22 protein-coding genes and 1 pseudogene are annotated in these 26,173 nt (G+C 40.7%); 3 read left to right on the top strand and 20 right to left on the bottom strand.

The window, feature by feature from the left end:
* Window positions 1-21 precede the first annotated feature (21 nt).
* The 10 genes from V7D18_RS09555 to V7D18_RS09510 form a co-directional block, all read right to left on the bottom strand.
* Complete coding sequence (locus V7D18_RS09555) at window positions 22-1,542, bottom strand: response regulator (protein ID WP_426153748.1); 1,521 nt, start codon at window positions 1,540-1,542, stop codon at window positions 22-24.
* Window positions 1,535-3,298: a sensor histidine kinase gene (locus V7D18_RS09550; RefSeq protein WP_426153746.1), complete on the bottom strand. Its 1,764-nt coding sequence runs from the start codon at window positions 3,296-3,298 to the stop codon at window positions 1,535-1,537. The genes V7D18_RS09555 and V7D18_RS09550 overlap by 8 nt, the downstream gene beginning before the upstream one ends.
* Window positions 3,299-3,438: 140 nt before the next feature.
* Window positions 3,439-4,479, bottom strand: coding sequence for a LacI family DNA-binding transcriptional regulator (locus V7D18_RS09545; protein WP_426153744.1), 1,041 nt, complete (start codon window positions 4,477-4,479; stop codon window positions 3,439-3,441).
* Between the two features lie 91 nt (window positions 4,480-4,570).
* A complete protein-coding gene (locus tag V7D18_RS09540) occupies window positions 4,571-5,431 on the bottom strand; it encodes a carbohydrate ABC transporter permease (protein WP_426153742.1) in 861 nt (286 codons plus the stop codon).
* Between the two features lie 2 nt (window positions 5,432-5,433).
* On the bottom strand, window positions 5,434-6,345 hold the full coding sequence (locus tag V7D18_RS09535) for a sugar ABC transporter permease (protein ID WP_314463022.1): 912 nt from the start codon (window positions 6,343-6,345) through the stop codon (window positions 5,434-5,436).
* A gap of 67 nt (window positions 6,346-6,412) precedes the next feature.
* Complete coding sequence (locus tag V7D18_RS09530) at window positions 6,413-7,855, bottom strand: ABC transporter substrate-binding protein (protein ID WP_426153739.1); 1,443 nt, start codon at window positions 7,853-7,855, stop codon at window positions 6,413-6,415.
* Window positions 7,856-8,301: 446 nt separating this feature from the next.
* A complete protein-coding gene (locus V7D18_RS09525; protein WP_426153737.1) occupies window positions 8,302-9,354 on the bottom strand; it encodes a Gfo/Idh/MocA family protein in 1,053 nt (350 codons plus the stop codon).
* A 20-nt stretch (window positions 9,355-9,374) separates the two neighbouring features.
* Window positions 9,375-10,340 (bottom strand): sugar phosphate isomerase/epimerase family protein, encoded by a 966-nt coding sequence (locus V7D18_RS09520; protein ID WP_426153735.1) that lies wholly within the window; start codon window positions 10,338-10,340, stop codon window positions 9,375-9,377.
* A 21-nt stretch (window positions 10,341-10,361) separates the two neighbouring features.
* Entirely contained in the window at window positions 10,362-11,108 is a 747-nt protein-coding gene (locus V7D18_RS09515) for a sugar phosphate isomerase/epimerase family protein (RefSeq protein WP_426153733.1), read from the bottom strand.
* 19 nt (window positions 11,109-11,127) lie between these two features.
* Complete coding sequence (locus tag V7D18_RS09510; RefSeq protein WP_426153731.1) at window positions 11,128-12,201, bottom strand: Gfo/Idh/MocA family protein; 1,074 nt, start codon at window positions 12,199-12,201, stop codon at window positions 11,128-11,130.
* A 156-nt stretch (window positions 12,202-12,357) separates the two neighbouring features.
* On the opposite strand from V7D18_RS09510, the gene V7D18_RS09505 reads away from it, so the two are divergent.
* Window positions 12,358-13,239 (top strand): helix-turn-helix domain-containing protein, encoded by an 882-nt coding sequence (locus V7D18_RS09505; protein ID WP_426153729.1) that lies wholly within the window; start codon window positions 12,358-12,360, stop codon window positions 13,237-13,239.
* A 114-nt stretch (window positions 13,240-13,353) separates the two neighbouring features.
* On the opposite strand, the gene V7D18_RS09500 is transcribed toward V7D18_RS09505, so the two are convergent.
* The 9 genes and pseudogenes from V7D18_RS09500 to V7D18_RS09460 all read right to left on the bottom strand — a co-directional run bounded on the left by V7D18_RS09500 (window position 13,354) and on the right by V7D18_RS09460 (window position 21,270).
* A complete protein-coding gene (locus tag V7D18_RS09500; protein WP_426153727.1) occupies window positions 13,354-14,919 on the bottom strand; it encodes a nitrite/sulfite reductase in 1,566 nt (521 codons plus the stop codon).
* 93 nt (window positions 14,920-15,012) lie between these two features.
* Window positions 15,013-15,551 (bottom strand): annotated as a pseudogene (locus tag V7D18_RS09495) (flavodoxin family protein).
* A 79-nt stretch (window positions 15,552-15,630) separates the two neighbouring features.
* Window positions 15,631-16,485, bottom strand: coding sequence for a CPBP family intramembrane glutamic endopeptidase (locus tag V7D18_RS09490; RefSeq protein ID WP_426153725.1), 855 nt, complete (start codon window positions 16,483-16,485; stop codon window positions 15,631-15,633).
* Window positions 16,486-16,978: 493 nt separating this feature from the next.
* Window positions 16,979-17,407 carry a GNAT family N-acetyltransferase gene (locus V7D18_RS09485; protein ID WP_426153723.1) on the bottom strand — a complete coding sequence of 143 codons (429 nt, stop codon included), beginning with the start codon at window positions 17,405-17,407 and terminating at the stop codon, window positions 16,979-16,981.
* Between the two features lie 36 nt (window positions 17,408-17,443).
* Entirely contained in the window at window positions 17,444-18,331 is an 888-nt protein-coding gene (locus tag V7D18_RS09480; protein WP_426153721.1) for a GNAT family N-acetyltransferase, read from the bottom strand.
* 56 nt (window positions 18,332-18,387) lie between these two features.
* The gene (locus V7D18_RS09475) at window positions 18,388-18,771 is read right to left on the bottom strand and encodes a VOC family protein (RefSeq protein WP_426153718.1); all 384 of its coding nucleotides are present in this window, start codon (window positions 18,769-18,771) and stop codon (window positions 18,388-18,390) included.
* A gap of 78 nt (window positions 18,772-18,849) precedes the next feature.
* Window positions 18,850-19,404, bottom strand: coding sequence for a GNAT family N-acetyltransferase (locus V7D18_RS09470; RefSeq protein ID WP_426153716.1), 555 nt, complete (start codon window positions 19,402-19,404; stop codon window positions 18,850-18,852).
* Between the two features lie 20 nt (window positions 19,405-19,424).
* The gene (locus tag V7D18_RS09465; protein ID WP_426153713.1) at window positions 19,425-20,072 is read right to left on the bottom strand and encodes a CatA-like O-acetyltransferase; all 648 of its coding nucleotides are present in this window, start codon (window positions 20,070-20,072) and stop codon (window positions 19,425-19,427) included.
* Between the two features lie 25 nt (window positions 20,073-20,097).
* On the bottom strand, window positions 20,098-21,270 hold the full coding sequence (locus V7D18_RS09460; protein WP_426153711.1) for an HAD family hydrolase: 1,173 nt from the start codon (window positions 21,268-21,270) through the stop codon (window positions 20,098-20,100).
* A 309-nt stretch (window positions 21,271-21,579) separates the two neighbouring features.
* On the opposite strand from V7D18_RS09460, the gene V7D18_RS09455 reads away from it, so the two are divergent.
* Window positions 21,580-22,173, top strand: coding sequence for a TetR/AcrR family transcriptional regulator (locus V7D18_RS09455; RefSeq protein WP_426153709.1), 594 nt, complete (start codon window positions 21,580-21,582; stop codon window positions 22,171-22,173).
* Between the two features lie 15 nt (window positions 22,174-22,188).
* Window positions 22,189-24,762 carry a PEP/pyruvate-binding domain-containing protein gene (locus V7D18_RS09450; RefSeq protein WP_426153707.1) on the top strand — a complete coding sequence of 858 codons (2,574 nt, stop codon included), beginning with the start codon at window positions 22,189-22,191 and terminating at the stop codon, window positions 24,760-24,762.
* Here V7D18_RS09450 and V7D18_RS09445 read toward each other — a convergent pair.
* Window positions 24,750-26,078, bottom strand: a complete 1,329-nt coding sequence (locus V7D18_RS09445; RefSeq protein ID WP_426153705.1) for a hypothetical protein — start codon at window positions 26,076-26,078, stop codon at window positions 24,750-24,752. The two genes, V7D18_RS09450 and V7D18_RS09445, sit on opposite strands and share 13 nt — an antisense overlap.
* Window positions 26,079-26,173 lie beyond the last annotated feature (95 nt).

Raw genomic sequence — 26,173 nt, 5'->3', positions numbered from 1 at the left:
AAAAGAAAGGCACAGATAAATTTATTCTGCCCTCTCCTCAATGTTATTTTTTATCATCCTGCGGTACTCTGACAGGACCATACCTGTATGCTTTTTAAATACTTTTGTAAGATATTGCCCATCAGACGGATAACCTGTCTGCTCCGCCAGATCAGAAACCTTTATATCAGGCTGGTACAACAGAAGTCTTTGAATCAGTAAAATTCGGATTCTTACAAGAAATGCTGAGAACCGCTCATTCATATTCTTGGCAAAGAAACGTCCTAAATAATCCTCATTCATAAATAACACATTTTGGGCCATGTACTGAAGATTTAAATCTGGATTTTTTATATTCCAGTAAACCATGTACAAAATTTTTTTCATACGATTTCCATCTTTCGTATTGGGAAATATAAGATTCATATGAAATGCACACGTCTCGATCACCTGCTCCAAAAGTTCAGACACTTGTTCGCATTTTTTTAAGTCCTTCTCATCCTCACCAAACAGGATCCTCAAAACGAATCCGTACACCTCTGACATCCTGTCCAATGTGATTTTCTGCATTTGCATTTTAACGCAGGAACAGTAAATTTCAAATATCAGCTCCTGGATATTTTTTGCATTCCGAATTTTGGTATAATCCACCATTAAGAAAGAGTCCTCCGCCTTATCATGGTACATTCCAAAATGTAAAAATTCCTGTTTCTCCTCCACCCCTCCAAAATCAAACAGTTCCTGAATCTGGCAATAAAGTCGGAAACATTCTTTAAGTCTTCCTCTTTTGCTAACCGCCGAACGAAGTCTGACTTTCTTGTACTTATTATATTCGCTGTGGACCTTCAGCATCAAAGAACATAATTGGGGTGAAAGCGCAGCAGGCAGAAGGTATACAATCTCCTTTTTTAATCCCGCATTCATATATACCTGATCTTCCCCCATAAGCTCCGTTATAATATTCGTTAATGCAAATCGGTCCAGCTGGTCATATTCCTTGGGCCCGCGGACGGATAGAAGAATCACTTCATCTGAAAAATTCTCTGTAAAAGTTGAAAGAAGTATCTTATCCGAAACCGAGAGTTCCTTTTTTCTTATCATTTGATAGAAAATACGTTCCTTGATTTGAGGAAGCATCCGCTCGATACTGTTCTGATATTGCCGTTCTGATTTTAATTTTTCTTCTCTGTTCAGAAGCTCCTTTTTAACATTTAAAAGAACCTCCACGATTTTATTCACATCACAGGGTTTTAAAATATAATGTCGTATTTCCAACTCCATGGCTTTGCTGGTGTATTCAAATTCCCCATAACCGGACAAGACCACAAAAAATATTTTTGGATATAATTCGTGGGTCCTTTTTATCAGTTCAATTCCATCCATAACAGGCATTTTAATATCCGTAATGACGATATCAGGCAAATTAGTCTGTATTTTTTCCAGACCTTCGATCCCATTCCAGGCCATATCCACTAATTCCATCCCCACTTTTTCCCATGGGATGATATCTGCCATAGCCTCTCTTTCAATATCTTCATCATCTACAAGCATTACTTTATACATTCTTTTTTTCTGCCTCTACTTTCGGAATTCTAATGGTTACGGTTGTTCCTCCACCAGGCGTGCTGCTTATTTCAAACTCTGCTTTCACATCGAATGCCATCATCAGCCGCTCATAAATATTTTTCAGCCCATATCCATGTCCATGTGTTTCTGCTGAAAATGAACGCACTGCCTTCAGTTCTTTTTCCGTCATTCCCGGACCATCATCAGAGACCTGTATTTGTATACGTTCCTTTTCTTCTCTTATGGTAACAGCTATGGTACATGGTGTCAGCATTTTTTCCACCCCATGATAAATGGAATTCTCTACAAGCGGCTGTATTGTCATATGAGGAATCAGATAGGATCCGGAAACATCAGCATCTATATTGAATACAACCCGCTTCCTGAAACGGAACTCCTGTATAGTAATATATCGTTTCAAAATATCAGTTTCTTCTTCCATAGTAAAGAACTGTTCTTTACTGAGGGCCGAGCGCAAAATCATCCCCAAGGCAACCGTCATTTCAGCTGCTTCATCATTCTTTTTTGCCCGGATCATCCAGTTGATGCTGTTAAGTGTATTATAAAGAAAATGGGGGTTTATTTGTGCCTGAAGCATCTTATATTTTGTATCTTTAATAAGAATCTGCTTCTTATAATCTTCATGAATCAGGTTATCAATCTTATCCAGCATGACTTTAAATTCCTGTGTCAGCAGACCTATTTCATCCTGACGATCATTGGTTTCCAAATAATTTTTCGCTCCGTTAAAATTTCCATCCTCCACAATTTCCATACTTTTTGAAAGATTTTCAAGGGGTTTTGTGATGATATAAGCTATCTTTTTTAGAATCAGTGCAACAACCATAAACAGAGTGAGAAATCCTCCGAATATCAGATTTCTCAGATTCTGGTTCTGTCCGTAAATGTCCGAATAAGGGAACATATTTACATAAGTCCAACCAGTTTTAGAAGATTTTAAATAGCACATGAAATACCGCTGCCCCTGGATTTTTATAATCTGATAGCCTTTATCACCTTGAAGCTCCGGAATGCTGTCCATCATATTAACCTGATTTTCATAAATAATCCCATTATCAGAATAAACACAGAGAGCTGAACTCTCCGCTTCTAATTCATCAATATTCTTCTCAATCATTCCTGCCACATCACTGGTAATCAACAAACTTCCCAGATACTCAAGACTGGCATCAATATGTTTACGGATATCCCGCCCTGTTAAAAGGAAGGGATACTCTTTCCTTGGCTCCTGTACAACATAAGCACCTTTGGCCTCATGAATCCGTCTCATCACCGATTCATACTCCTCTTCACCAAGAGTACCCGTTGCTGTCCCTATCAAGAACCGGGTCGTATCCCCATCCGTATATAAAATGTTAGAAATAATATTGGAATTGGCCAGTTCATTGATTATAAGCATTTTAAGCTGATACACTTCATAGGAGTATTCCGCTGTGAAATGCTTTAAACCTTTGATTTTTTCAAGTTGCTCCTGGATTTTTATATCAATTGCAATATTAAACGAGAGATTCTCCACCTCATCTAAGTTTCTGTTTACCTGCTGCGTAAAATAGTCAAGTTCCTGGAGAGATTTTTCATACAGTTTTCCGTCATAAATGTTAAAACTGTATTGGAGTGCTGTGATACTTATGACACAGCAGATTCCAACCATGAGGATATAAACAATGATCATTTTTTCTGCTAATCTTAAATTGCAATATTTTTTATACCAGTAACCACGTTTTAACTTCATGAGATCCGGATCCTTCCAAAAATATATGGTATTATACCATAATAAAATCTTCTGTTACAACCTGACTTCAGTGTATCGTTGTTTTCTCATCCAATATATATCCAGCCGTCATAATACAGATCCTTTCCGGCATTTGCCTGTTATTCCTTTCTTGTATTTACTGATTCTCTTATAAAAGGAATGCATTCCACATAATATGTTTCCTTTACGTCTTCTTGCTTTTTATTGCTAAGAAGGCGGATAATCACCTCACTTGAGCTATAACCGATATCATGAAGCGGTAATCCCATAGTTGTAAGAGGAGGATTCTCAAAACCTGCCATCTCACGATTATCAAATCCGACAACCGCTATATCTTCACCCACTTTTAAGTTCAGTTCTCTCAGGCGGTCATATGTTCCTCCTGCCATGATATCATTCATGCAGAAAATAGCCGTTACCTTCTTTTCTACAAGGGTATCCGTATTCCTGTATCCACTTTTTCGTTCCCAATCGCCGTATACAATCAGATTTGGATCATATAATATATTCCCTTCAAAAAGTGCCCTCTGGTATCCTTCCAGTCTTGCCTGTGTATGCATACTTTCTTTTTTTCCAGCAATCACTCCAATTTTCTTATGTCCACAGGAAAGCACATATTTAATAAGCTTCTCTGCCCCGTCTGAATCGTTGACAGCAATCGAGGGAATCTCCGGCCTGTTACTGAAGCTATATGCTACTACAACTGGTATCGGTAATTCCTTTGGAATAACATCATTCAATCGTTCATGTGCCGCCACATAGATAACACCTTCTACCTGTTTAGACAGCAATTTATTTATCTGTTTATGAACAATCTCTTTATGATTTTCGTTCCGGTAATAGGTATCGGAAAATTTTTTATAAAGGCGTAAATTAACAAGGAGTATCTGGTAATCCTCTTTCTCGCAATATTCTGTAATCCCATCAATAATATCAGGAAGAGCAAATACGGTCATATCCTCCGCAATAACACCAATACTCTTGGTGTTTTTCGTCTTTAAATTCTTCGCAATACAATTGGGCATGTAATTCATTTCGTCAATGACTTGCTGCACCCTTTTTTTTGTCTTCTCTCCAGCCCGTCCCTTATTATTAATAATATTGGAAACAGTTGCCACGGATACCCCGCTGGCCTTTGCAATCTCTTTGATTGTCGGCATGATGTCACCTCATTTGGTTCAATGATTCTTTTGTTTACCACAGAATTGATTATGGCGGAACTTGTTTAAAATCCCCATATTGACATTCCTCTCAATTCTTCATGCCTGTAAGCACAATACCTTCCACAAAGCTTTTCTGCCCGAACAGATAGATTATGATACCAGGCAGGATGGTCATAAATGCAGCAGACAAAGCCACCGGCCAGTTCGTACCGAAAGAACCGGTAAAGTTGGTCAATGCAATTGCAAAAGTAAATTTATCCATACTGTTGATGTAGATGATCTGCTGCAGTAAGTCATTCCATATCTGGATAAACAGCATCATACCCACCACCACGACAGCCGGCTTAATGGAGGGAACCAGAATGGTCCACAGAATCCTCATCCTGCCTGCTCCGTCAATGGAAGCAGCTTCATCGAGATCCCTGGGAATTGTCATAAAAAACTGCCGGATCAGAAATATATTAAAAAATCCGCCGCCGGTTAAAAACGGCAGGATTAATGGCCAGTAGGTATCTCCAAGTCCAAGAAATTTCGTCCAGAATATGTAGAGTGGAATCAGTGTAACCATTCCCGGTAACAGTATTGTACCAACACAGATGTTAAAAAACAACCTTTTTCCTCTGAAGTTCAGTCTTGCAAAGGCATAACCGCAAAAAATAGCGGTAATGGTTCCGAACGTTACTGCCGGGATAATAATAGAGAATGTGTTTTTAAAATACGTCCAGTATTTGAATGTTTCCAACGCTTTTGAATAATTCGACCAGAGCCACTCATGAGGAATAAAGGAAGGCGGATATTCATTTAAGGTTCCTGTGCTCATTAAAGAAGACCGGAAAATCCACCAGATAGGCAAAAGAACCAAGGCCGCAAAAATCAGGATCAGAACTGTTGCAGCCAAATTTACAATTTTTTCTTTATGTTTTCTGTTGCTCCTTATTTTAACAGCCACTGTTATTCCTCCTCTCCGAACAAGTTGGATTTTTGCGTCTTAAACAGAATAAACGTGAATATGCCTACTATGATAAAGAAGATGACCGAATATGCCGCCGCATATCCCAGTTTGTTTTTCTTAAAACCATATAAATAAATTACATAGGACATAAACATGGATTTTTTCGCCGGTCCTCCATTGGTAAGTGCCAGGGACGGATTGATAACCTGGAGATGGGTGATTAATGCTGTCAGTATATTATAAAAAATAATTGGTGAAATACTGGGAATGGTAACATTCCAGAAGCGCTGCCAGGCATTGGCGCCGTCGATCTTCGCTGCTTCCATATATACGGCAGGCACATTCTGCAGCCCGGCAAGAAAGATTACAATAAGATTGCCGCTGGTCCATATTGCGATCAGCACAAGGGAGGGTATGACCTGAGACGGACTGTCCAAGAACCGTTGGGGCGGAATTCCCAGCATACGGAATATAAAATTGAACAGGCCAAAATTCGCTTCATACAGCCACTGCCAGCCTTTGAATACGCCGATAGCGGGAAGCAGATAGGGAATGAAGAATATGGAGCGGAACAGGGTGCGCCCTTTAATATTCATATTTAACAGCAGCGCTATGACCAGCGAATAGAGAACTGCCCCTACAACAGCCAGGAATGCGTAATAAATGGTGGCACGTATGGAATCAACCAGGTAAATATCCTTTGTAAATATACGGACAAAATTATCAAACCCAATGAACTCCGGAGTGGATAATCCGTTCCAGTTAAACAAACTCAATATAAATACCGCCAGTGTCGGCAGATAGCTGATTAAAGTAACACCAAGGAATGCCGGAATCAAACACAAGTAAGCTGTTCTTTCTTCTTTTTTCCCTGCCCTTGATGTGGTCTTCGTTTTCACTTTCCCTTTCATTTGAGCACCTCTTCATATAACAGGCGATCCATCATATTTCTGCCCGGATCGCCTGAATCCTTAATTTTTACTTCGGATTGCTTTCCTCAAATATACATAACAGTTCTTCCTTGTTCTCGTCAATTGCTTCCTTCATTGTCTGCTCACCAGCCCACACGCCTGAGAAAGCAGAATTCAGTGTTGCATTAAATTCTTCCGTACCATTCACATAGTACCATGCAGTGGAAACTGAATGGTTCTTTGCATAATCCACAACTGCGCTCTTGTACATCTCTTTTTCCGGGAAATTCGGATTACTGATCCATTTGTCAATTTTAGCCGGGTCCGTATACCAGGAATCCAGAATCGGCATCCACGTTCCAGCCTCAATGAGTGACCATGAATTTTCTTCCTGATAATACCATTTCAGCCATTCCATTGACTCTGCCGGATGCTTGGTTGTTGAAAATACTACATTGGGCCCTCCGGTACAGATGGTTACAGGCTTCTTCATATAAGGAAGAACTCCGACACCGTATTCAAAATCTGCATTCGGGCCCAGGAAAGTTCCAACGTTCCACTGTCCATCCGTTGCCATCACCACTTTCTTGCTTCCCAGAGAAGATTCCAGGGCATTTGCTGCACTGGTGACTGGAGGTGCACAATGATATTTGGAGGAAAGATCTGCAATCTTTTGAAGGGCATCTACTGTGGCCTCATCGTCAATGGTACAGCTTTTTCCGTCCTGGCTGAAGTAACCTCCGCCATTGGATAACGCCCAGACCTCCAGCTGCCATGGAAGTGTGTTCACAGTACAGCCGTAAATATCTACGTTATTCGGGTCAAATGAAGGATCCAATGCATTCTTTCCGTTAATGTCAATTGTCAGCATCTGAGCTGTCTTAACAAAGGTATTCCAATCCCATGCGGCATCTGCTGCTGCCGGAGGTGTTAACTTGTTAATATCCAGGCCCTGCTTTTCGCATACTTCTTTTAATAAATCTTTGTTGTACCAAAGATTCAGCACCTCATTGGCTGCAGAATAGGCTACTGGAGCTCCCTCATATTTAAAAGTCAGATAATCCAGGGGCTTTGCTTCTCCTGCTTCATACATATCGCTGATATCTGCAAGTAAACCATTCTCTGCGAATTTCAGTACGCCTGCCTCACTCATAATTCCCGTATCCGGCAGTTCCCCAGCGGTAGCCATGGCATTTAATTTTGTTACATATGTATCATGATCAATCTTTACTACTTCAACCTCAATCTTATCCTGCTGGCTGTTAAATTTATCCGCGATTTTCTGTGTGGCTGCAGTTTCTGTCTCATTCCCCCATTGTGCGTATGTAATCTTAACTTTTTCACCGTTTTTTTCTCCGCCGCTGCCGGAACTTTCACTGCTGCCCGCAGCCTCCTTACTGTTTGCTGCCGGAACAGCTTTCTTTCCGCTGCTGCCCCCGCATCCTGATAATATGATTGCCGATGTCATTACAGCAACCAGCAGGATACTTACTAATTTCTTTTTTTTCATACCTGGTCTCCTTTTCATTTATTGGCATAATGTTTTCCATTACTAAGCCCATTCTCAGACTTCTGCTGCTTTACCTTTTTGATTAAACGATTAACATTGTGTTATAAAAAGAATAGCAGTTAAATGATTCAATACATCCTCACTTTTACTGCCATTCGATTAATCGTTTTACGTATTCATGAACCAATCCAGGCATTTTTTACATTATTTCTAAATATTATTATCTATTTTTAGTATTTATTCACATTATTTTCAAGTATTTTTGTTTATTTTTTTCATATATATCATTGTTAATCGTTTATTCACTTTATTAATTTTTTCATTAAGATCCAGGTATATATCTGATAATTTATTATTAATTTTTTCTGACACATAATAAGGCTGGCAGAAACATTCCTTACTTCTGCCAGCCTCTCCATTTAACCTTGACTTATCTGTCAGGTTTCCTATAAATATACTACACTGTTCTGCTCTGCGGAACGGAAAACAGCTTCCATGATATGCATGACTTCCATAACCTCTTCCAGTTGAATAAGTGACTGTGCCCCTTCATGAATACAAGCATTAACATTGCGGTAAAAATCCCGGATATCGGCATGTACTTCCGGCAGGGGATATTTTTTCACCGTTTCATCAGTTCGCGGAGCCATGGTCTTTGTCAGACCTGCTGCGGTTACAACCGGTACTGTATCACGTTTTTCCCAATCCGAAACCATAACAATTTCGCCGTTTAGCTTCCAGTCATGAATAACGGCGGAACCGTTTTCTCCCTGGATATACCAGCGTGGCATGGAGATAAAATTACTGGTCCCCACTTCCACCAAAAAAGTCAGCTGGTCATCAAATTGAAACAATGCGCGGAAACCATCATCAACCGCTTCGTTGGTAACATTCGTCAATTGTGCAAAAACACTGAGAGGTTTGCGGCCGCCAAGCATCATAGTCATCTGATCCAGAAGATGCACGCCCCAGTCTAATACCATGCCGCCGCCATGCTCTTTCTGGTTTCGCCAGTCTCCCGGTATTCCCCGGGAGCCATGTACGCGGCTCTCAATATTAAAAATTCTGCCAAGTGACTGCCGGTCATAAAGCTGTTTTATGATCAGATAGTCCTCATCCCAGCGGCGGTTTTGATGTACCGTGAAAAAGACTCCCATCTTTCTTGCATAATCAGCCATCTGTTTTAGTTCTTCACTGTTTAGTGCCACAGGTTTTTCACAGATTACATGCTTTCCTGCACTCATGACTGCAAGTGCAACAGGTAAATGGGTATCATTTGGAGTAGCTATGGTTACTGCCTCCACTGTTATGTCATTGAGCAATTCCTGCTGTGACTGATAGACATGTATTCCGTCCGCAGCCGCTGCTTCCCTGCGCACAGGATCAATGTCCCAGATACCGCACAGACTGGTTTCAGGTATTTCGTTAAGCATGCGGGCATGCCAGCTTCCCATGCCGCCGTATCCAATCAAGGCAATATGTAGTTTTTTCTTTTCCATAATTAAATGTTCTCCTGACTTTAGTTCCACCACGTATTCGCAGGCTGGTCGTGAATAACGATATTCTTTAAGAAGTCAATGGCTTTTTCAAGTCCCTCCTCAACGGACATGAAAGCATCTTCATGTTCAATACTGATGGCCCCGTCATAACCGATCAGCCGCAATGCAGAGATGATCTCCTTCCATTCTCCAGCATCATGCCCCCAGCCAACGGAACGGAATGACCAGCTGCGTTCTGATAAATCACCATAATTTCCGGTATCCAGAACACCATTGATCTGTGTATTAACCGCATCAATTTTAGTATCCTTTGCATGAAAATGGTAGATTGCGCCCTTGAGTGCCTTAATGGCCTCAGCCGGACGGATTCCCTGCCAGAACAGGTGGCTGGGATCGAAGTTGGCACCGATTGCATCACCAACTGCTCTTCTTAACCGCAGCAGTGTAGCAGTATTGTATACACAAAAGCCGGGATGCAGCTCCAATGCAATCTTATTGACACCGTAATTGGCGGCCTCAGAGGCAGCTCCCTGCCAGAAAGGAATCAATACCTCATTCCATTGATAATCCAGGACGTGCTGGTAATCCGTCGGCCAGGAGCACGTCACCCAGTTTGGATATTTTGCACCTTCATAGTCACCCGGGCACCCCGAAAAACTCACCACCGTATCGACTCCCAGTTTCTCAGCCAGGCGCAGAGTCCGGGTAAAATCGGCAGCCGCCTGAGCACGGATATCTGCACTTGGATGTACATGGTTGGAATGGCAGCTCAATGCACTGATTTCCAAATTATATTTTTTCAGCATATCCTTATAAGCCGATAATTTACTCTCACTGGAAAGCAGCTCCTCTGGATTGGAATGTTTGCTTCCCGGTGAGCCGCCGGTACCAATCTCCACAGTCTGTACCCCCAAGCTGCTCAGATAACGGAACGCTTCCTCTGCACTCCGGTCATATAACGGAACTGTTAATACTCCTAATTTCATACGAATACTCCTTTCAGGAATCTACAGATTCATAATGTGTTTATACCCTTTTTCTATGCTTTGGTACGGAGATACGGCGAATTCCTCCTGTTCCAAAATACAGTGCTGTACTCCGATTTCCAGTCCTTTGCATATAATCGCATTAAAATCCAGAACACCTTCGTCTAAATCCACACACTTCCTGCTTTCAAAATCGGCCATTTGCTTTAAGTGCAGCATCCGGATACGATTCCTCTGTTTTTCCATGTACGCCATTACATCCACACCTGCATAAGCCGCCCAGTATACATCTAATTCCAATACCATATCCAACCCATCAGTCAGCTGCATCAGTAAATCCAGAAGAACTGTTCCGTCTTCTGACTTTACAAATTCGTGTGCGTGGTTATGATAGCCAAATGTAAAACCTGCACTGCGGACAGCCCTGGCAATCGGTGCAAGCTGTTCTGCCAGAATTTCCGCATCGTGGATTGTTTTAAGGGGATAATAAGGCACAATGATCGTTTGCGTCCCAATCTCCCGGTTATAGCTCAGCTCCTCATCCAAATCATTGATCAGCCGTTCCAGCGGTACGTGGCTGCTTATGGACTTTAATCCGTTTTCTTTCAGCAAACTGTGCATCTGGCCGGCAGTCAGTCCTCCATAACCGGCAAATTCCACACCGGTATAGCCAATCTCTCCAACCCGTTTCAGGACACCAGGAAAATCTTCTTTAGTCAGTTCACGCAGTGAATAAAGCTGAAAATTGAACTCCTCAATCAAACTCATAAGATAACACCTCTCTGTTTTATAATAGAATCTGCCGTCCTTCTCTGGCAGACTGATAAACCGCATCTAAAATCTGTGTAACGACTGCAGCCTGCTCCGGCAAGACCACTAATTCTCCTTTACCAAGAATCGCATCAAAAAACGTTTGCTGTTCTAATACCTCAGGAGTGACGACATCCCCGTCATAAAAAGCAACTCCTCCTGCTTCCAGGTTTGGTTTCAGCTCATACAGGCGGTCATTTTTGGTACCGTTGATCGTCAGTCCACTTAGCATATCCGCACCTGCTTTGGTACCGCACAGAACGGTTTTGGCCTCATGGACATCCAGGGAATTAAGTGCCCAGCTTGCTTCCAGGGTTATTGTAGCCCCATCCTCCATAATGATAAATCCAAAAGCACTGTCTTCCACTGTAAATTTGTCAGGTTCCCATGGTCCCCAGGCATTAGCAGGCTGTCTCTCGCCATTGAGTTTATGATATACGGAACCTACCACACTTTTTGGCTTATAATTGTTCATCATCCATAACGTCAGGTCAAGTGCATGGGTGCCGATATCGATCAGCGGTCCGCCTCCCTGCTCGTATTCGTTTAAAAATACCCCCCATGTTGGAACTGCCCGGCGGCGTATGGCTTTTGCTTTGGCATAATATATCTCACCCAGTTCCCCGTTTGCACATTCCTGTTTGAGATAGATGCTGTCGGCGCGATAACGGTTCTGGTAACCAATGTTCAGCAGTTTACCAGTTTTCTTAGCTGCTTCCACCATTTCCATTGCCTGGTTATAATTGATAGCCATGGGCTTTTCACACATGACATGCCTGCCTGCATTCAACGCGGCTACCGTAATTTCACAATGGGAACGGTTGGGCGTACAAACATAAACCGCATCCAGATCCAGTTTGATAAGTTCCCGGTAATCCGTAAATACCTTAGCATCTTTTGTGCCATATTTTTTTGCAGCTTCACAGGCACGCTCCTCAACAATATCACAAAAAGCCACAACTTCTGCCCTGCCTTCTTTTCTGACAGCCGGCAGATGCTTGCCGTTTGCAATGCCTCCGCACCCTATAATTCCCAGCTTTAATGATTTCATATACCCCTTCCTTTCATTGCTCAATGATAATTAATCCGTTACTTGTAATTTTTTACAATTTGATTATAATATAATAAAACAGTATTCGCTTGCCGTAATAAACATAATTTGTGCCATAATTGGCTGCGTTTCTTTTATATAAAAAGGAGGCTTGCAATGATCGATTCAAAATATAATTATGAGATATCCCGGGACAGCCAGGCTAACTCATCCTCCTGGTATTCCATCAATAACAACTGCGTTCCCCATTTCCACAGTGCGTTGGAACTGGTATATGTGCGCAGCGGTACCATGGAAGCAACATTAAACGGGAAATTTTACTGTATTCAGGCCAGGGAACTGCTGCTGGTGCCAAGCTATACCGTACACCGTTATTTAACGCCTGATTACTCAGATACCATAGTGATGACGATACCCCTTTCCTATATACCTGTCTTTCAAAAGAAACTGAAGGGAAAGACATTTTCCCTATGTCATATATCGAACAAAGTTCTGACCCAGGAGGTGGCCCGCTGCATGCGGTGCTGTTGTGACCTGCAGCGAAAAACACCTGAATCCCTGGCTGCCAGAGGGTATATTCATGTAATTCTGGCTTTGCTGACAGAAAACATTCCGATGGAAAATACTCATACAAAGGATGACGATGCTTTGGTACGCAATGTTCTCACTTATCTTCACAATAATTACAAAAACACATTGTCCCTAAAAACCATTGCTGAGGAATTCGGTTACAGTACCAGCCGGTTTTCACACATATTCAACAAACATGTAGGATGCAGTATCAGTGAATATATTAACTCACTCCGCTGCAGACATGTCGCTGGTATCTTGTTAGACAGTGAGGAATTCACGATTACAGAGGCGGCCATGAGTGCTGGATTTAACAGCATGCGTACGTTTTACCGGGCCTTTATGTCCATATTTGGCGTCAGTCCCAGCAAATATACTGATGTATATAAAGAAAACGATACACTGAAACACTGCCAGCAGGAATGTCTTCCCTGGGATAACAATAAATGTCCATGTTTACTTAAGTAAATTTTACATAGAGCAGAATCTCTGCTATAAACAAAGAAAATCAGGGTTGATGGCATGTTTCCCCGCCTTCAATCCTGATTTTCTTTATTTTAACTCAAACTGCCGCACGCTGATTTAAGGAATCAGATATGGTTTCGTCAAATCCTCAAACTCTTCTCCGTATTCCTTCAGATAGTCCATAAAATACATTCCTTTGGCATTTAAGGCCTGAGAAAGTTTTACCATAAAGTCCGGAATATCTTCTTTTTTTACTGCACCCATGCATTTACCCAAATGGGTGTTATTGTTCCCTGCTGCTCCCCCTACATGAAGTTCAAATGCATCTGCCGGAGCATTGGAAATACGTTTTTTACAGCCGGCAAAGCCAATTTCACTTACCTGATGCCTGGAACAGGAATTAAAACACCCGGATATGGAAACTCCCGGCAGATAATCCGTCTTTATCTTATTTTCCATCAGTACCCTGTTTATTTCTTTTAATAAAGTCTGGCTCTCTAAAACTCCTATCTGGCAGGTTGGAACTCCCACACAGCTGACACTCATACCAATGAGAGTTACCTGATTGGTCTCTTCCATTATTGCCAGAAGCTTTTCTCCTTCTTCTCTGGTCAGATTGCGGATGTACATGCTTTCCGTCATAGTAAGGCGTATGTCCTGTTGTTTATCCATGAGAAATGTAATTATTTTTTCAAGGGTTTTTACAGGCAGCTGTCCGCATTGGGGGTGAATGACTGCTGTATAGAATCCCTCTTGTTTTTGGACTATCAGATTACCGCTGTCTGTATGGATATAAGAAGACTGCATCTGACCTGCAGGTTCCCATATCCCTTCTGCATCCACATTTATATTCAGATCCATGGATTCTTTCACCTGGGCGAGATGTTTTTTGTAACACTCCATAAATGCTTCTTCTCCCATTCTTTTTGGGATGTACCTCAGCCTGGCTTTTCCCTTGTTCTGATAATCCCCTTCCGCCGCAAATATTCTGGTTACAGCTTCCACATGGTACAGTACCTGGTCTAAGGGGATCAGCTCATCATACGGCAAAGCAACTGCCGGATTATTACCTAATCCGCCTGCAAGAAACATTTTAAAATAGGGTTTTCCCTGATCCAGAACTGACAAAAAGCCCAAATCATTAATGGTACAGTTTGCAGTATCCGCTTCATTGTTGGAAAAGGCAATTTTCAGTTTACGGGGCAGATGGTATTCCAGGATCCGTTCCATGACATATCGGTTCGCCTGCAGTGCATAGGGTGTAGGATCAAAGGCTTCTGTTTTATCCACACCGGACAGGGGAGACAGTGCAACGTTCCGGGGGAAATTACCGCCGCCTCCTCTGGTATACAAACCATGGTCAATGGCAGCTTCCATGATATCACAGACAGAATCAATATCCAGATCATGAAGCTGAATGGCCTGCCTGGTTGTAAGATGAATTCGTTGTAAACCATATTGTACGGCAAATTTATAGATTAAATTCATATGGGCAAATGATAAAATACCGCAGGGTATCCTTAATCGAATCATAAAAGCTTCCCCGCCCTTTTGTGCATAAACCCCCATGCCTCCTGATTTTCCCTTAAAATCAGCAGTAGTAATTTCCTTATTTACAAACTTATGACCGGCTTCTCTGAATTGGGCTATTTCCTCTTTTAGTTTTTTATGATATTCATTCATCGTATTTACTCCTATTAACCTACAGATTTAATTGTTTTATATTATAATAAATTATAAATTAAATAAAAGCAATACTTATATCTGCATTACCGCCTAATATCTGCCTCCCAGTTTACCAGCCTCCACAAGTGCGGGATTACCGAGAATATCACCCTTTTCAGATACACCAGGGACTGTGATCATTCCCCCGTCTCTAAGGGAAAAATAGCTCAGTACCGCATGATACATGGATATCAGAGAGTCAAAAACGGTGGGTATTGTATCAGCACAAACAGCTAACAAAACAAGTTCTTTCATTTTAAACGTATTGCGTATGGGATTATGCAGTCGGTCAATTATGCATTTCAATTGAGAACTAACTCCATAAAAATAAACAGGAGTGGCTATCACCAGAACATCTGCATCTGCAAGTTTCTCATAAATTCCCTGCATATCGATTTCAGCGCACAGTTATGACTGTTATCTCTATAGCAAAAATTGCAGCCTGTACACCCGTTAACGCGTTTTCCTGTTACAGAAATCACTTCCACGGTGTTTTCCTGTTTATTAACTCCATCAATAAAAGCATTTGCAAGGATCTCAGTATTGCCATTTTTTCGGGGACTTCCTATTAACACTGTAATTTTTGACATTTTGTTAACCTCCATTATCTTGTCTGTTCGCTTATTTTTATTTAAGATTGTTGAATTCATATGTTTAGAGTATTCGTATCTATGTACGAAACGTAGACTTTCGGCGCCCTCCGCTTTTAAAGTAAATGATAATTACAATTAAAAATGAGATAGTCTGAGCAGCGGAAATTCGGATTATCTGCAATTCATCTGCGCCGGATATGGTTGTGATATGTAAAAGATTAATGATGGCATTATTAAAAAAGTGATCAGCCATGGACATCCAAAGCGATCCGGTGATTTTAGTCAGCAGACAAAATTTAAAGCCGGCAATTCCTGTCGTTAATATAAGGATGATAACAGACGGAATTACACCCATCAGACTTATTTCTCCATCCAATAAATTTCTTACAGGTGCTGCGACATGCCAGAAGCCAAAGAGAACAGAGGAAAATACCGCTGCTTTCATGAATGAATATTTTCCTTCCAAAAGTCTGACGAATAGTCCTCGGAAGACGCCTTCCTCCATAGCCACATTGATGACGTTTCCAACAATACAAAACAGGAAAAACAGGATGCCGGTCTGCATTCCCCGATTACCATCAATCGCATAGCTGGTCACATATACGTTCATAGATGGACTGCTGTTTCTGGATAATTGCAGAAAAAACTCAATGCCATATGCAATCATATACACAGCTGCCCCAAGCAGCAGGCCATAAAGCATATTCCTTACGGCTTTTTTATGCGTGTAACCGATGTCTGGCCATTTGAGTGAAAAATATCGTATTGCCAGTGCAAGCACAAGTATACCTGCCAGTTTATGTATAAACGCCTCGCCAAAAATTGACTGATCTGTGCGGAAAACCATGTATTCAACTGCTCTGAATACATAACATATCAAATAAATAACTAAAACGCATACCACAGGACGAAAGGGTGTCTGCTCTTTCATATGGAACCTCCAATATTATTAATGATCTGTTTCTAAACAACGGAACGTACATGCTAAATATTGATATATGTATTACTGGAAATTATATCTTTTTATAATGACTTTACCGTAAGTGTAAGCTATAATAATGATAATAACAGACTGCTGAGTCTTGTAAAGGGAGTTTCCCGATGATAGAAATCTGTAATTCAATTAGTATCATATTAGGAATTGCCACCTGGCTTCCTCCATTGGTTATTCTTAGCCAATACCATAAAATCAGCTGCTCAAAGTACGCTGCTCTTATGGCAGTAAGTTTTGTGTCCTGTGCCCTATCAATATGTGCACAGCTTTTTAGTACCAGTTTTTTAGTGAAAGCAAAAGATTGGCCGGCTCTTATGGATACATCTTCATGAGATAGCGTTAATCTCTGTGCAGCTGATCATTGTTACGTCCATCATTAATATCATAGCATCGCTGGTATATTTCAGCAAAAACAAATAACCCTGCCGGCTTACAGCTTTTTTTCCATTTCCACATAAAGACCATCGTGAAATGTTTCTAAAAATCCAGAACGTCGGTACAATGTAATTGCTGGTTCAAGTGTAATACGTGTGCTTAAATGCAGAGTATTATCACCACACTGATTTGCATATTGTTCAACCATATTAAGCAATGATTTAGATATTCCGCGTCCACGATATTCTTGCTTTATAAACATACGTTTAACTTCACCGACATCAGAAGATTTTTTACGATAGGCAACACATCCGATTGGAAAATCGTCAAAGTAGGTTAACCAAACTTTTTCAATTTTTTCATTTTTGCTATAGCGGGTATAGTAAACACTATCAGCACCGAGAAAGTCCATCATAAAGTCATCTTGTTCGGAAAACAGTTTAATAACTTCTTCGGAAATAACATCTAATAGTACTGTCTTCATAAATACAACCTCCGTCACAAATTTCCAAATCTCTTATCAGGCACGGGACAACATCGGGAATATCACCTTATTATCTTTAAAAATATTCTCCTTTCCTTTAAGTACAAACAAGTGATTATCTTCCTCCTGTGATTCTTCAACTATATACCCAGCTTTTAATTCCGGTGTAAATCCCAGACACACATAATCTGTATTATCATTAGCCATAATGCCTAATATATCATCCAGTTGAAGATTGGCATCGGCAAAAACATCATAACAATTGAGTCTATTATTATCATATTTAACCACTGCAACAGCATCATATTGTTCAATATAATAAATATCATTCATTCTAAATTGTATGCAATGAAATACAAACTGACTCAGATTATCTACTTTCAATTCGGTAAATGGATTTCCTCTTTTATAATTTTTAATAATTAAATTCCAGTCTTCCGGAACTTCTATATCAAGCTTTCTATATGCACCTGGTATTTTTAAGATCGGCTTGCTATATTGAAACTCTTTGTACTCCTCAAAACCAAATATTGGATAAAAATCTACAACAGAATCATTTGATAGTAAATAAACTGCATCGCATTTATCCACCCAATCGGTTAAAACTCTTTCCATTAGGTATCGATTTAACCCTTTGTTTCTATACTCAGGAAGAGTCATAACAGTACTGATTTGTACATATCTTTTTCGCTTACCTTTCCGGATTATATCATTAATGCATACTGCCACACTTGAAACGGCTGTATCTTCGTAAATAATTATATATGGTTTATAATGGTTATCCATATATCCGGATTGATACCACTTTTCATATTTTAAATTGTAGATTTCTTCTGCAAGCTGAAAGTAACTTTTTCTCGAAAACTCTTCTTCCATAACATTATCAATATAATTATATGCTTGTCCATTAATTATACATTGCATTACTTATCCTCCATTTATAATTATGTTGAAAGATTACTTTACCTAAAATTTTAGTGTTATTTTTGTTTCATTCCAAAAGCCAGCCACCGTCCGTCTATATCTTCTAACACAAATTCCTTATTATTATAATCTGTCATATTTAGAGGACGAACAATTTTAGCTCCTTTACTTATAAATTCACTTTGTAATCCTTCTTGATTGTCCGTAATAATATATGTATCTTCCCCATAACCGTACAGTTCCCTATTCGTGTAAACTTTATCGCTGTTTGCTTTAGTTAATACAATTTCCACGCAATCACGGTAAAGGCATATATGGGGTTCTTTTACATCTAAATATTTAACAATTCTAAATCCCATAATTTCATTATAATATTCAGCGGTTTTTTCTATATTTGGTGTAGGAAACACTGCAAGTATTGAATAAAGTGTTTTTTCCATACATAATCCTCCTTTTATATCGGTTAACAACGCAATCATGCTTTCCATAGAGTCCCATCTGTTTCATTTTCATACTTTTCAAATTCTGTCTGACATAACAGATTTTGTATAAAATTCTGATCTGGTAATGGAATATACACTTGTCTTTATATTTTTTTCGTCTGCATATTCCTCACGCAATGACATACCCATTTTTTCAGCCACTTTCCTTGATGGAATATTTGTCCACTTTTGATACGAAAAAACTTCATCAAAACCGTTGTTCTCAAAAGCATATCTCAAACAGGCTTTTGCTGCCTGCGTAGCATATCCTTTGCGCCAATACCGCTTATCAATATGATAGCCGATTTCAGGAAACAAATTTCCATCACCATGGATATTCTGCATGGTAATACCGCAGTCACCAATGAACTGATTTGATTCCTTTAAAATAACTGCCCACAGTCCAAAGCCATATTTGTCATAGTTAGCAAGATTCCAGTCGATGCAGCTTTTTGTTTTATCCTCATCAAACGCCCTTGGATAGTATTGCATTGTTTCCTGATCCGATAATATATGATGCCACACCTCAAAATCATCCATTGTAAGCTCTCTTAATGCGAGCTGATCTGTTTCTATAATATAATTTTTCATTGTTTTTTCCTTTTACGAATTCATAAGCGGATATCTAATTCAAAAATGTTCAAATAAGTTTGTAACGATTCTGCCAGTTTTCCTATATGTATCCCATCTACAAAAGAGTGATGGACCTGAACTGAAAAGGGAAGTATCTTTTTTCCATCTCTGTCAAAATATTTTCCCCAGTCAAACAATGGAGTGGCATTATCTTTTTTACCGGAGTTTGTATGTGAAATATGGGTATACGATACCCATGGCATTGGTGAAAACTGAAACACATCGTTACCCATCGGCCCCGTGAAATATTCTTTTTGGTTTCCAGCTTTCTGGGCTGCAACAGAATTATAACGTTCCAGTGTATCCTGCATCTCAACATTAACAACTTTAAATAACTCAGTATCTTTATCAAGATAGGTAAAAGCTGTGTTAATTCTGTTATAAAGCACAATCTGACCATTGAGAAAACGATAACGGAATTCCTCAATATCATTTGCACATTTTGAAACGATAAAGATAAGGGAAAATGTAAAGGAAAGCTTTTCTGCCCGAACCTTCGCCAGAAAATTTGTAACATCCAATTCAAAGGTTACGCAATAAGAAGGTTCTATACTGTTTCTGAATATTTGACAGTGTAAAGCTCTTTTCCAATTGTTTTCATCAATTATCTTATATGGATACTCCATGATATCTGTACCTCTTTCTTTATATTTATTTTTCAATTTCCACCTTTACTTTTTTTGCATTTTCTGAATAGTTTTGGGTATCCATAAGCACATTTTGATAAAATAGTTTTACATCTAAATCACCCAATACGTAAAATACCTGACTATTCTCAACTGCAATTTTAAATAACAGCTCTTTTTCGTCTGGTGTCCAATTTTTAAAGCTATTGAGTTCTTTTATTGTGGAATGTGTCGTTGCAAAATTCCCACTGCCTTCCAGCGCAATTAATAAATCAGTTTTTTTACGGCCTTCCTCGCTGTTTTGTTTATCAGCTTCAAAATTCTCCTTTTTACATTGGTAAAAAAATTCTTCTAAAGCCTCATTGGCAGCCGTGCGGTTTATAATTGATTTCACCAGATTATCCAATTGTGTTCCTTCTGAATAATCAGCCGGCGCATAATATTTTATCCTGCCATCATGCATCATTTTATAAACTTTAGATTTATCATTTGTTGCAGCATTATATACACCAATTGAATGTCCGCCATATGAATTCACAAGTTTCATACAAGGAATATCTGTATCACTGTCACCTATGTATACCATATTACGAAATGGTACCCGCATTTCTTCGGGAGCAAAAGAATCATTAACCCCCTGATCATTAATGTCCAGAATTCCTTTTTCAATTCGGAATAAAAATTGCGTCTTATTTGTATAGTTTACGACCTGTGCCGGCCATTTCGCAACACCGGTTCTGGGATCGTAATAAAAGGAACTTGCGTATATTTTTTTGAAAGCACCCTTCCTGGCGACAGATGTCCCCTCGATCATCTCTTTCAATCCGGAAGAAATAATGTAATGTTCAACGATAACGCCATGGTCAGTCCCATATTCACATATTCTTTCAAACCAGTCCCCTACACCAGGGAACAAATTGACCTTTGCACCATAGTCTTCTAAAGTCTTTTTTTTGAAGATTAAATTTCCCTCTGCCTCCTGAACCATCTTGTACATATACGCCAGATTCTGATCCATCTCGTTGTTCTCGGCCAATTCATTGGATTCAGTCCAAAAATCTCCCACGTCATAGCCTACTGACTGAATATAGCCTTGCGCTTGCATATCATCTGGCGATAAGGTTTTGTCAAAATCGTAACAGATGGCCAGTACTGGTTTCTTTTCTTTACTTTCCCGTTTAAATTCTTTTTTACTCATAAATAATACCTCACCCTTTTATTTAATATATACGTGTATCTAATATAAATAATATGCATTTCTTTCATATTGATCGCTTACTGAATGAAACAGACCATATGGAATTTGACTGCCACGAGTTAGATCTCTCCTGCAAGTATACCATCTTCTAAAAAAACATCCCATGTCATTCTCCATCATTATAACACATATACCACAGGATTCGCACTCAGAAAGCTAATTCCAGAATATACTTCTATTGACAACCGACCGATGGTCGCTTATAATCAAATTAAGAAGCGAACACCGGTCGCTACAGGAGGTGCCATTATGCCAAAAGGATTTACACTAACACCAGAACAACAAACGGAACGTCGCCTTGACATCATGAAAGCAGCGCTGAATCTCTTTCAGGTCAAGGGAATTGAGAAAACGTCAATGAGAGAAATTGCTGATCTGACAGGATTGGGGAAATCAAGTCTTTATGATTTTTTTCAGTCAAAAGATGAAATTGTCATATATGCGATTGAGTCTCAGGTTAATAATGCAATCACAACGGTACAAAAGATTATCAATACAAATCTTCCCCCGGAGCAATCCCTAATGGAAATTATGAAGCTTAATCTTGCCTATTCAAAAGAAAATAACATCTTATTTATGTGGCTGGCGACAAAAGCTTATTTTCTGGATGAGGATTACCAGGAGCGGATTAAAAAAATACGGCATACTTATCAGGATATTGTACAGTCGGTGATTGAACAGGGGATTAAGGATGGACTATTTCGGGTGACCGATGCGCAACTGGCATCACGGCTGCTGATTAATTCAATGCTTTCTATCACATATACATCCCGTCCATCTAATAGTATGGAAGAAATGCTCAATGAAGCAGTCAATATATTTTTACACGGAATCACTCTTTAAAAGGAGGTTTCTGATATGGCTTATATTTTATCAATGAAGCATCATCAGGCAACACTTGAAACCGTAGGCGGCAAGGGTATGTCCCTGTCGAAAATGCTGTCAGCCGGATTACCGGTTCCGGATGGCTTTCATGTTACTACTGAGGCCTACCGGCTCTTTGTTAATACAAATGAAATCCAGCCACAGATTATCGACGCATTAGATGGACTTGACCCGGGTAATACGGCAAAGCTGGAAGCAGCATCCCTGCAGATCAGCAATATGTTTAAAAAAGGAGAAATGACTGACGAACTAAAAAAGGAAATTACCGCCGCCTGTCAAAAGCTGGGCAATGTACCGGTTGCCGTGCGGTCATCGGCTACTGCCGAAGATTTACCCGGCGCTTCTTTTGCCGGACAGCAGGAAACTTATCTGAATATTCAGGGCGAAAGTGAAGTTCTTAATGCCGTTAAGCGCTGCTGGGCCTCTCTATGGACGGCCCGTGCGATCTCCTATCGTTTGATCAACCATATTGATCAGACAACGGTAGCACTTGCCGTTACCGTTCAAAAACTGATTTTTTCAGATGCTGCAGGAGTTTTATTTACTGTCAATCCAGTAAACGGAGATCGGGATGAGATGCTCATTAATGCCGCCTGGGGACTTGGCGAAGCGGTAGTATCAAGCCTGGTCACCCCTGATACCATTGTTGTTTCCAAGACTTCAGAGAAAATCACCTCATATGAGACCGCCGACAAACAACTTATGACAATCCGTACCGCAAAAGGGACAAAAGAGGTACCAGTTGCTGATTCGATACGTCAGAAACCGGCTCTCACCGGTGCGCAGGTCGAGGTATTGACAAAACTTGGAAAAACAATCGAACAGTACTATCAGATGCCAATGGATGTGGAATGGGCTTTGGAAAAGGATCAGATGTATATCGTTCAGGCCCGTCCGATCACAGTTCTGCCTCCCCAATGGAAACCTCTCGAAAAAGGAGTAATCTACACCAAAGGCAGTCTGGCGGAACATCTGCCCAGTCCCGTTACTCCTTTATTTGCAACTCTGGGAATGGATCTCATTAATCAGGCGACACATATTCTTTGGAACCATATGTTTGAAGATGGCGTCCAAAAGTTGTGGCCCGAACATGGCGCATATACCACGATTAATGGATATACCTATATGTCCTGCAGATTTAAGCCATTTCTTCTGATTACAAAATCTTTTTCCCCAAAATCCATTCGCCGTACCTATCAAAAGAGTGTAGAAAGATCTAATAAAGCACAAAAGGAATTCGCTGCAGTTGTTACGGAATGGGAAAGCAAACCTATGGAATCAATGAGCGCAGAACAACTGCTCAATGGGGTCCGAACCGTATTTGGAGCGGCCTGTACCTACTTTACAAAAATTCAGCTCTGTTTGCCTGCAGCACTTACAAGTGAGACCCTGTTAACAAAATTATTTAAAGGTACTGCCGCCAAAGCTGGCGTACCGGATATTTCAGTACTTTTACTGGGAATGGACACAATTGCTTTGCAGTCAGAGAAATCGTTATATAAAATTGGCAAGTGGGTCTCCCAATACCCGGATTTGAGCAACTATCTCAGAATTACTCCGGCTGCTGATATCAGCAGGCAGTTCACATCCGCTGTCCCGCCTCCAATGATCTCCGATGAACTGTGGACGCAATGGAAAAAACAGATCCAGCTTCATTTTGTAAATTATGGCCGTACCGCCTATGAATTTGATTTTTCCAATCCCACACCTCAGGAAGTTCTCACTCCGACCTTCGAATCAATTAAATCCTTCGCAACCGGTCAGGGAGAAAGTCCGTTAACGCGTCAGGCTGAGGCTAAAAAAAGACGGGTTGAGGCTGCAAAAGCAATATCCAATCAGCTTAACGGTCCCAGAAGAAAGCTGTTCTTAAAACTGCTTGGTTGGGCACAGAAAACCGCACCTATGAGAGAGGACGTTATTTTCTCAATGGGAATGGGACATCCGGTGATTCGTATAATGCTGAATGAGGTTGCACAGCGGCTTATTAAAAAAGGAGCGCTTTCACAGCCTGATGAAATATACTGGCTCAATGAGACGGAATTGTCAGATCTGGTTAATCGGCTTGACCGGAGGGAGATACTTCAGGATATGACCGGAACAATTCCCGGACGCCGGGAAGAATGGAAAAAGAACCAGAGTTATACTTCTCCGCCAGAGATCCCGGAAAAGAAAAAGAAAAATGCTCACAGTAACCCGGAAAAACCAGAAATAATTAATGGCAATACGGTTCTTTACGGAATCGGCACCAGTTTCGGGACAGTGACGGCTCCAGCCTGCGTTCTGTACGGTCCGGCCGATTTTGAGAAATTCAATACTGGAGATATTTTGATTGCAGTCACTACCACTCCCGCATGGACGACGTTATTTGCTTCAGCCAGTGCTGTTGTAACCGATATTGGAGGTCCACTTAGCCACTCCAGTATTGTCGCCCGGGAGTATGGCATACCGGCGGTTATGGCAACTCACTCCGCAACCAGGAAGATTCAGACCGGACAAATCATTACCGTAGATGGTAAAACAGGGATGGTGATGATTCATGAAAAATAAATCCAATACTCCATCCACGCCTTTACCGCCTCATCCTCAAGACGGTTTGCCGTATCTCTGTTTAATGGCATGACTCTCCCGTGATACTGGTAGTAAAGAAGGTTGGACCAGAGAACTTCATATCCGCCCCTGTCATATTCGGCAGCTGTCGGAAGATAGCTGGTACAGCCATTTGTATAACCATTGAAAAATACCATTGGATTACTGGTCTTTTTCCAGATTTCAACTGCGATATCAGACATGACTTCACTGGGAACTCCGCAGAGACAGCCGTCATTGACTGCAAAAAACTGTATTTCAATTTCGGCACTCTGCCTGATTTCATCATTATTCAGAAGTCTCTCCACTTCCAAAAGCCAGCCTGTACCATCGATTTTCCCCTGCTCCCATGCTTCGGACGCAATTTCCCGGGCCCGGTTCAATTCCGGAACATCCGCATAAAAGGTCGATTTAACGGAAAACATAGATATTCTGTTGATGGGCATTGGATTAATCTTGTCTATGACCGGCTGCAGGGACTCACAGATATCATCTCCCATATCCTTCAATGCTTTTTTGCTCTGCGCGGCATATCTTACTTTCATCTGATCGCTGATATCCATTAAATGTACCTCTGCCGGATGAATTTCCAGATAATCCGCATTCTCCTGGCGGTATCTGGGTCTTACATCCCCGGACGCCCCCTGCACCATCATTACTTTACAGCCATATCTGCGTTCTATCGCTTCTCTTGCCTCCCCGAAATAGTCCGGCGAAATCAGGTAATTATCTGGCATCAGAACATTGCAGTGGGCGGTTACCCGGACGATCAGAACTTTTATTTTTTCCTGCCCTTCCCCGCATATCTTTAAGACCCCGATCCGTGGATCAATTGGCTGACCGCTCCCTCTTCTGTTAATTCCAACGGTATTTTCGCCGATTCCCCACCCGGCGTAAACTGGTTCCATGGATTCACCCGCCTTTTTTACTCCTGAGAGTATTGTCTGGCATACAGATTCATAATAATCGTTTTCAACTGCAGCATTGGGTGCAGCGTGTGTGTGGGAAAAACAGACCATGACCTGCTCCATTTTTGCTGAAAGCATCTCTGAAATCCTTTCCCGCAGCAGATTGGTCAACCTGGTTGTAAAACCAAGGCTGTCGATTGTTACAAGGCAGAATCTGTCTTCGTTTCTTTTACTAACAAGAATCTGGGCCTTTAAATCCTTCATGGTTCCTCTTGAACAGTTGTCAATTCGGGCATCATATCCTGCTATCTGCACTGGTTTTTTTGGTGTTATGATTCGTTCTTCATATCCCATATAAGTCAGATCCATTTTCATTTCCTCCCATTACGGCTTTTTAAGCTATTGTATCCTCCTCTCTTTAAGAAATCAATACACTTTATGCCTCTGTATTATTCTGTATAAAA

The sequence above is a fragment of the Lacrimispora sp. 38-1 genome (genome assembly GCF_049890855.1).
GTDB lineage: Bacteria > Bacillota > Clostridia > Lachnospirales > Lachnospiraceae > Lacrimispora.
Note: the sequence above shows the minus strand (reverse complement) of the source record. Positions and strands in the feature narration are given on the sequence as shown.

Bases quoted from the DNA above. Each gene is read 5' to 3' on its own strand.
- V7D18_RS09460 (WP_426153711.1), bottom strand. From the start codon at position 21,270: ATGAGTAAAAAAGAATTTAAACGGGAAAGTAAAGAAAAGAAACCAGTA.
- V7D18_RS09545 (WP_426153744.1), bottom strand. From the start codon at position 4,479: ATGCCGACAATCAAAGAGATTGCAAAGGCCAGCGGGGTATCCGTGGCA.
- V7D18_RS09505 (WP_426153729.1), top strand. From the start codon at position 12,358: ATGATCGATTCAAAATATAATTATGAGATATCCCGGGACAGCCAGGCT.
- V7D18_RS09490 (WP_426153725.1), bottom strand. From the start codon at position 16,485: ATGAAAGAGCAGACACCCTTTCGTCCTGTGGTATGCGTTTTAGTTATT.
- V7D18_RS09455 (WP_426153709.1), top strand. From the start codon at position 21,580: ATGCCAAAAGGATTTACACTAACACCAGAACAACAAACGGAACGTCGC.
- V7D18_RS09525 (WP_426153737.1), bottom strand. From the start codon at position 9,354: ATGGAAAAGAAAAAACTACATATTGCCTTGATTGGATACGGCGGCATG.
- V7D18_RS09535 (WP_314463022.1), bottom strand. From the start codon at position 6,345: ATGAAAGGGAAAGTGAAAACGAAGACCACATCAAGGGCAGGGAAAAAA.
- V7D18_RS09550 (WP_426153746.1), bottom strand. From the start codon at position 3,298: ATGAAGTTAAAACGTGGTTACTGGTATAAAAAATATTGCAATTTAAGA.
- V7D18_RS09480 (WP_426153721.1), bottom strand. From the start codon at position 18,331: ATGCAATGTATAATTAATGGACAAGCATATAATTATATTGATAATGTT.
- V7D18_RS09485 (WP_426153723.1), bottom strand. From the start codon at position 17,407: ATGAAGACAGTACTATTAGATGTTATTTCCGAAGAAGTTATTAAACTG.
- V7D18_RS09555 (WP_426153748.1), bottom strand. From the start codon at position 1,542: ATGTATAAAGTAATGCTTGTAGATGATGAAGATATTGAAAGAGAGGCT.
- V7D18_RS09470 (WP_426153716.1), bottom strand. From the start codon at position 19,404: ATGAAAAATTATATTATAGAAACAGATCAGCTCGCATTAAGAGAGCTT.
- V7D18_RS09530 (WP_426153739.1), bottom strand. From the start codon at position 7,855: ATGAAAAAAAAGAAATTAGTAAGTATCCTGCTGGTTGCTGTAATGACA.
- V7D18_RS09475 (WP_426153718.1), bottom strand. From the start codon at position 18,771: ATGGAAAAAACACTTTATTCAATACTTGCAGTGTTTCCTACACCAAAT.
- V7D18_RS09515 (WP_426153733.1), bottom strand. From the start codon at position 11,108: ATGAGTTTGATTGAGGAGTTCAATTTTCAGCTTTATTCACTGCGTGAA.
- V7D18_RS09510 (WP_426153731.1), bottom strand. From the start codon at position 12,201: ATGAAATCATTAAAGCTGGGAATTATAGGGTGCGGAGGCATTGCAAAC.
- V7D18_RS09445 (WP_426153705.1), bottom strand. From the start codon at position 26,078: ATGGATCTGACTTATATGGGATATGAAGAACGAATCATAACACCAAAA.
- V7D18_RS09520 (WP_426153735.1), bottom strand. From the start codon at position 10,340: ATGAAATTAGGAGTATTAACAGTTCCGTTATATGACCGGAGTGCAGAG.
- V7D18_RS09465 (WP_426153713.1), bottom strand. From the start codon at position 20,072: ATGGAGTATCCATATAAGATAATTGATGAAAACAATTGGAAAAGAGCT.
- V7D18_RS09450 (WP_426153707.1), top strand. From the start codon at position 22,189: ATGGCTTATATTTTATCAATGAAGCATCATCAGGCAACACTTGAAACC.
- V7D18_RS09500 (WP_426153727.1), bottom strand. From the start codon at position 14,919: ATGAATGAATATCATAAAAAACTAAAAGAGGAAATAGCCCAATTCAGA.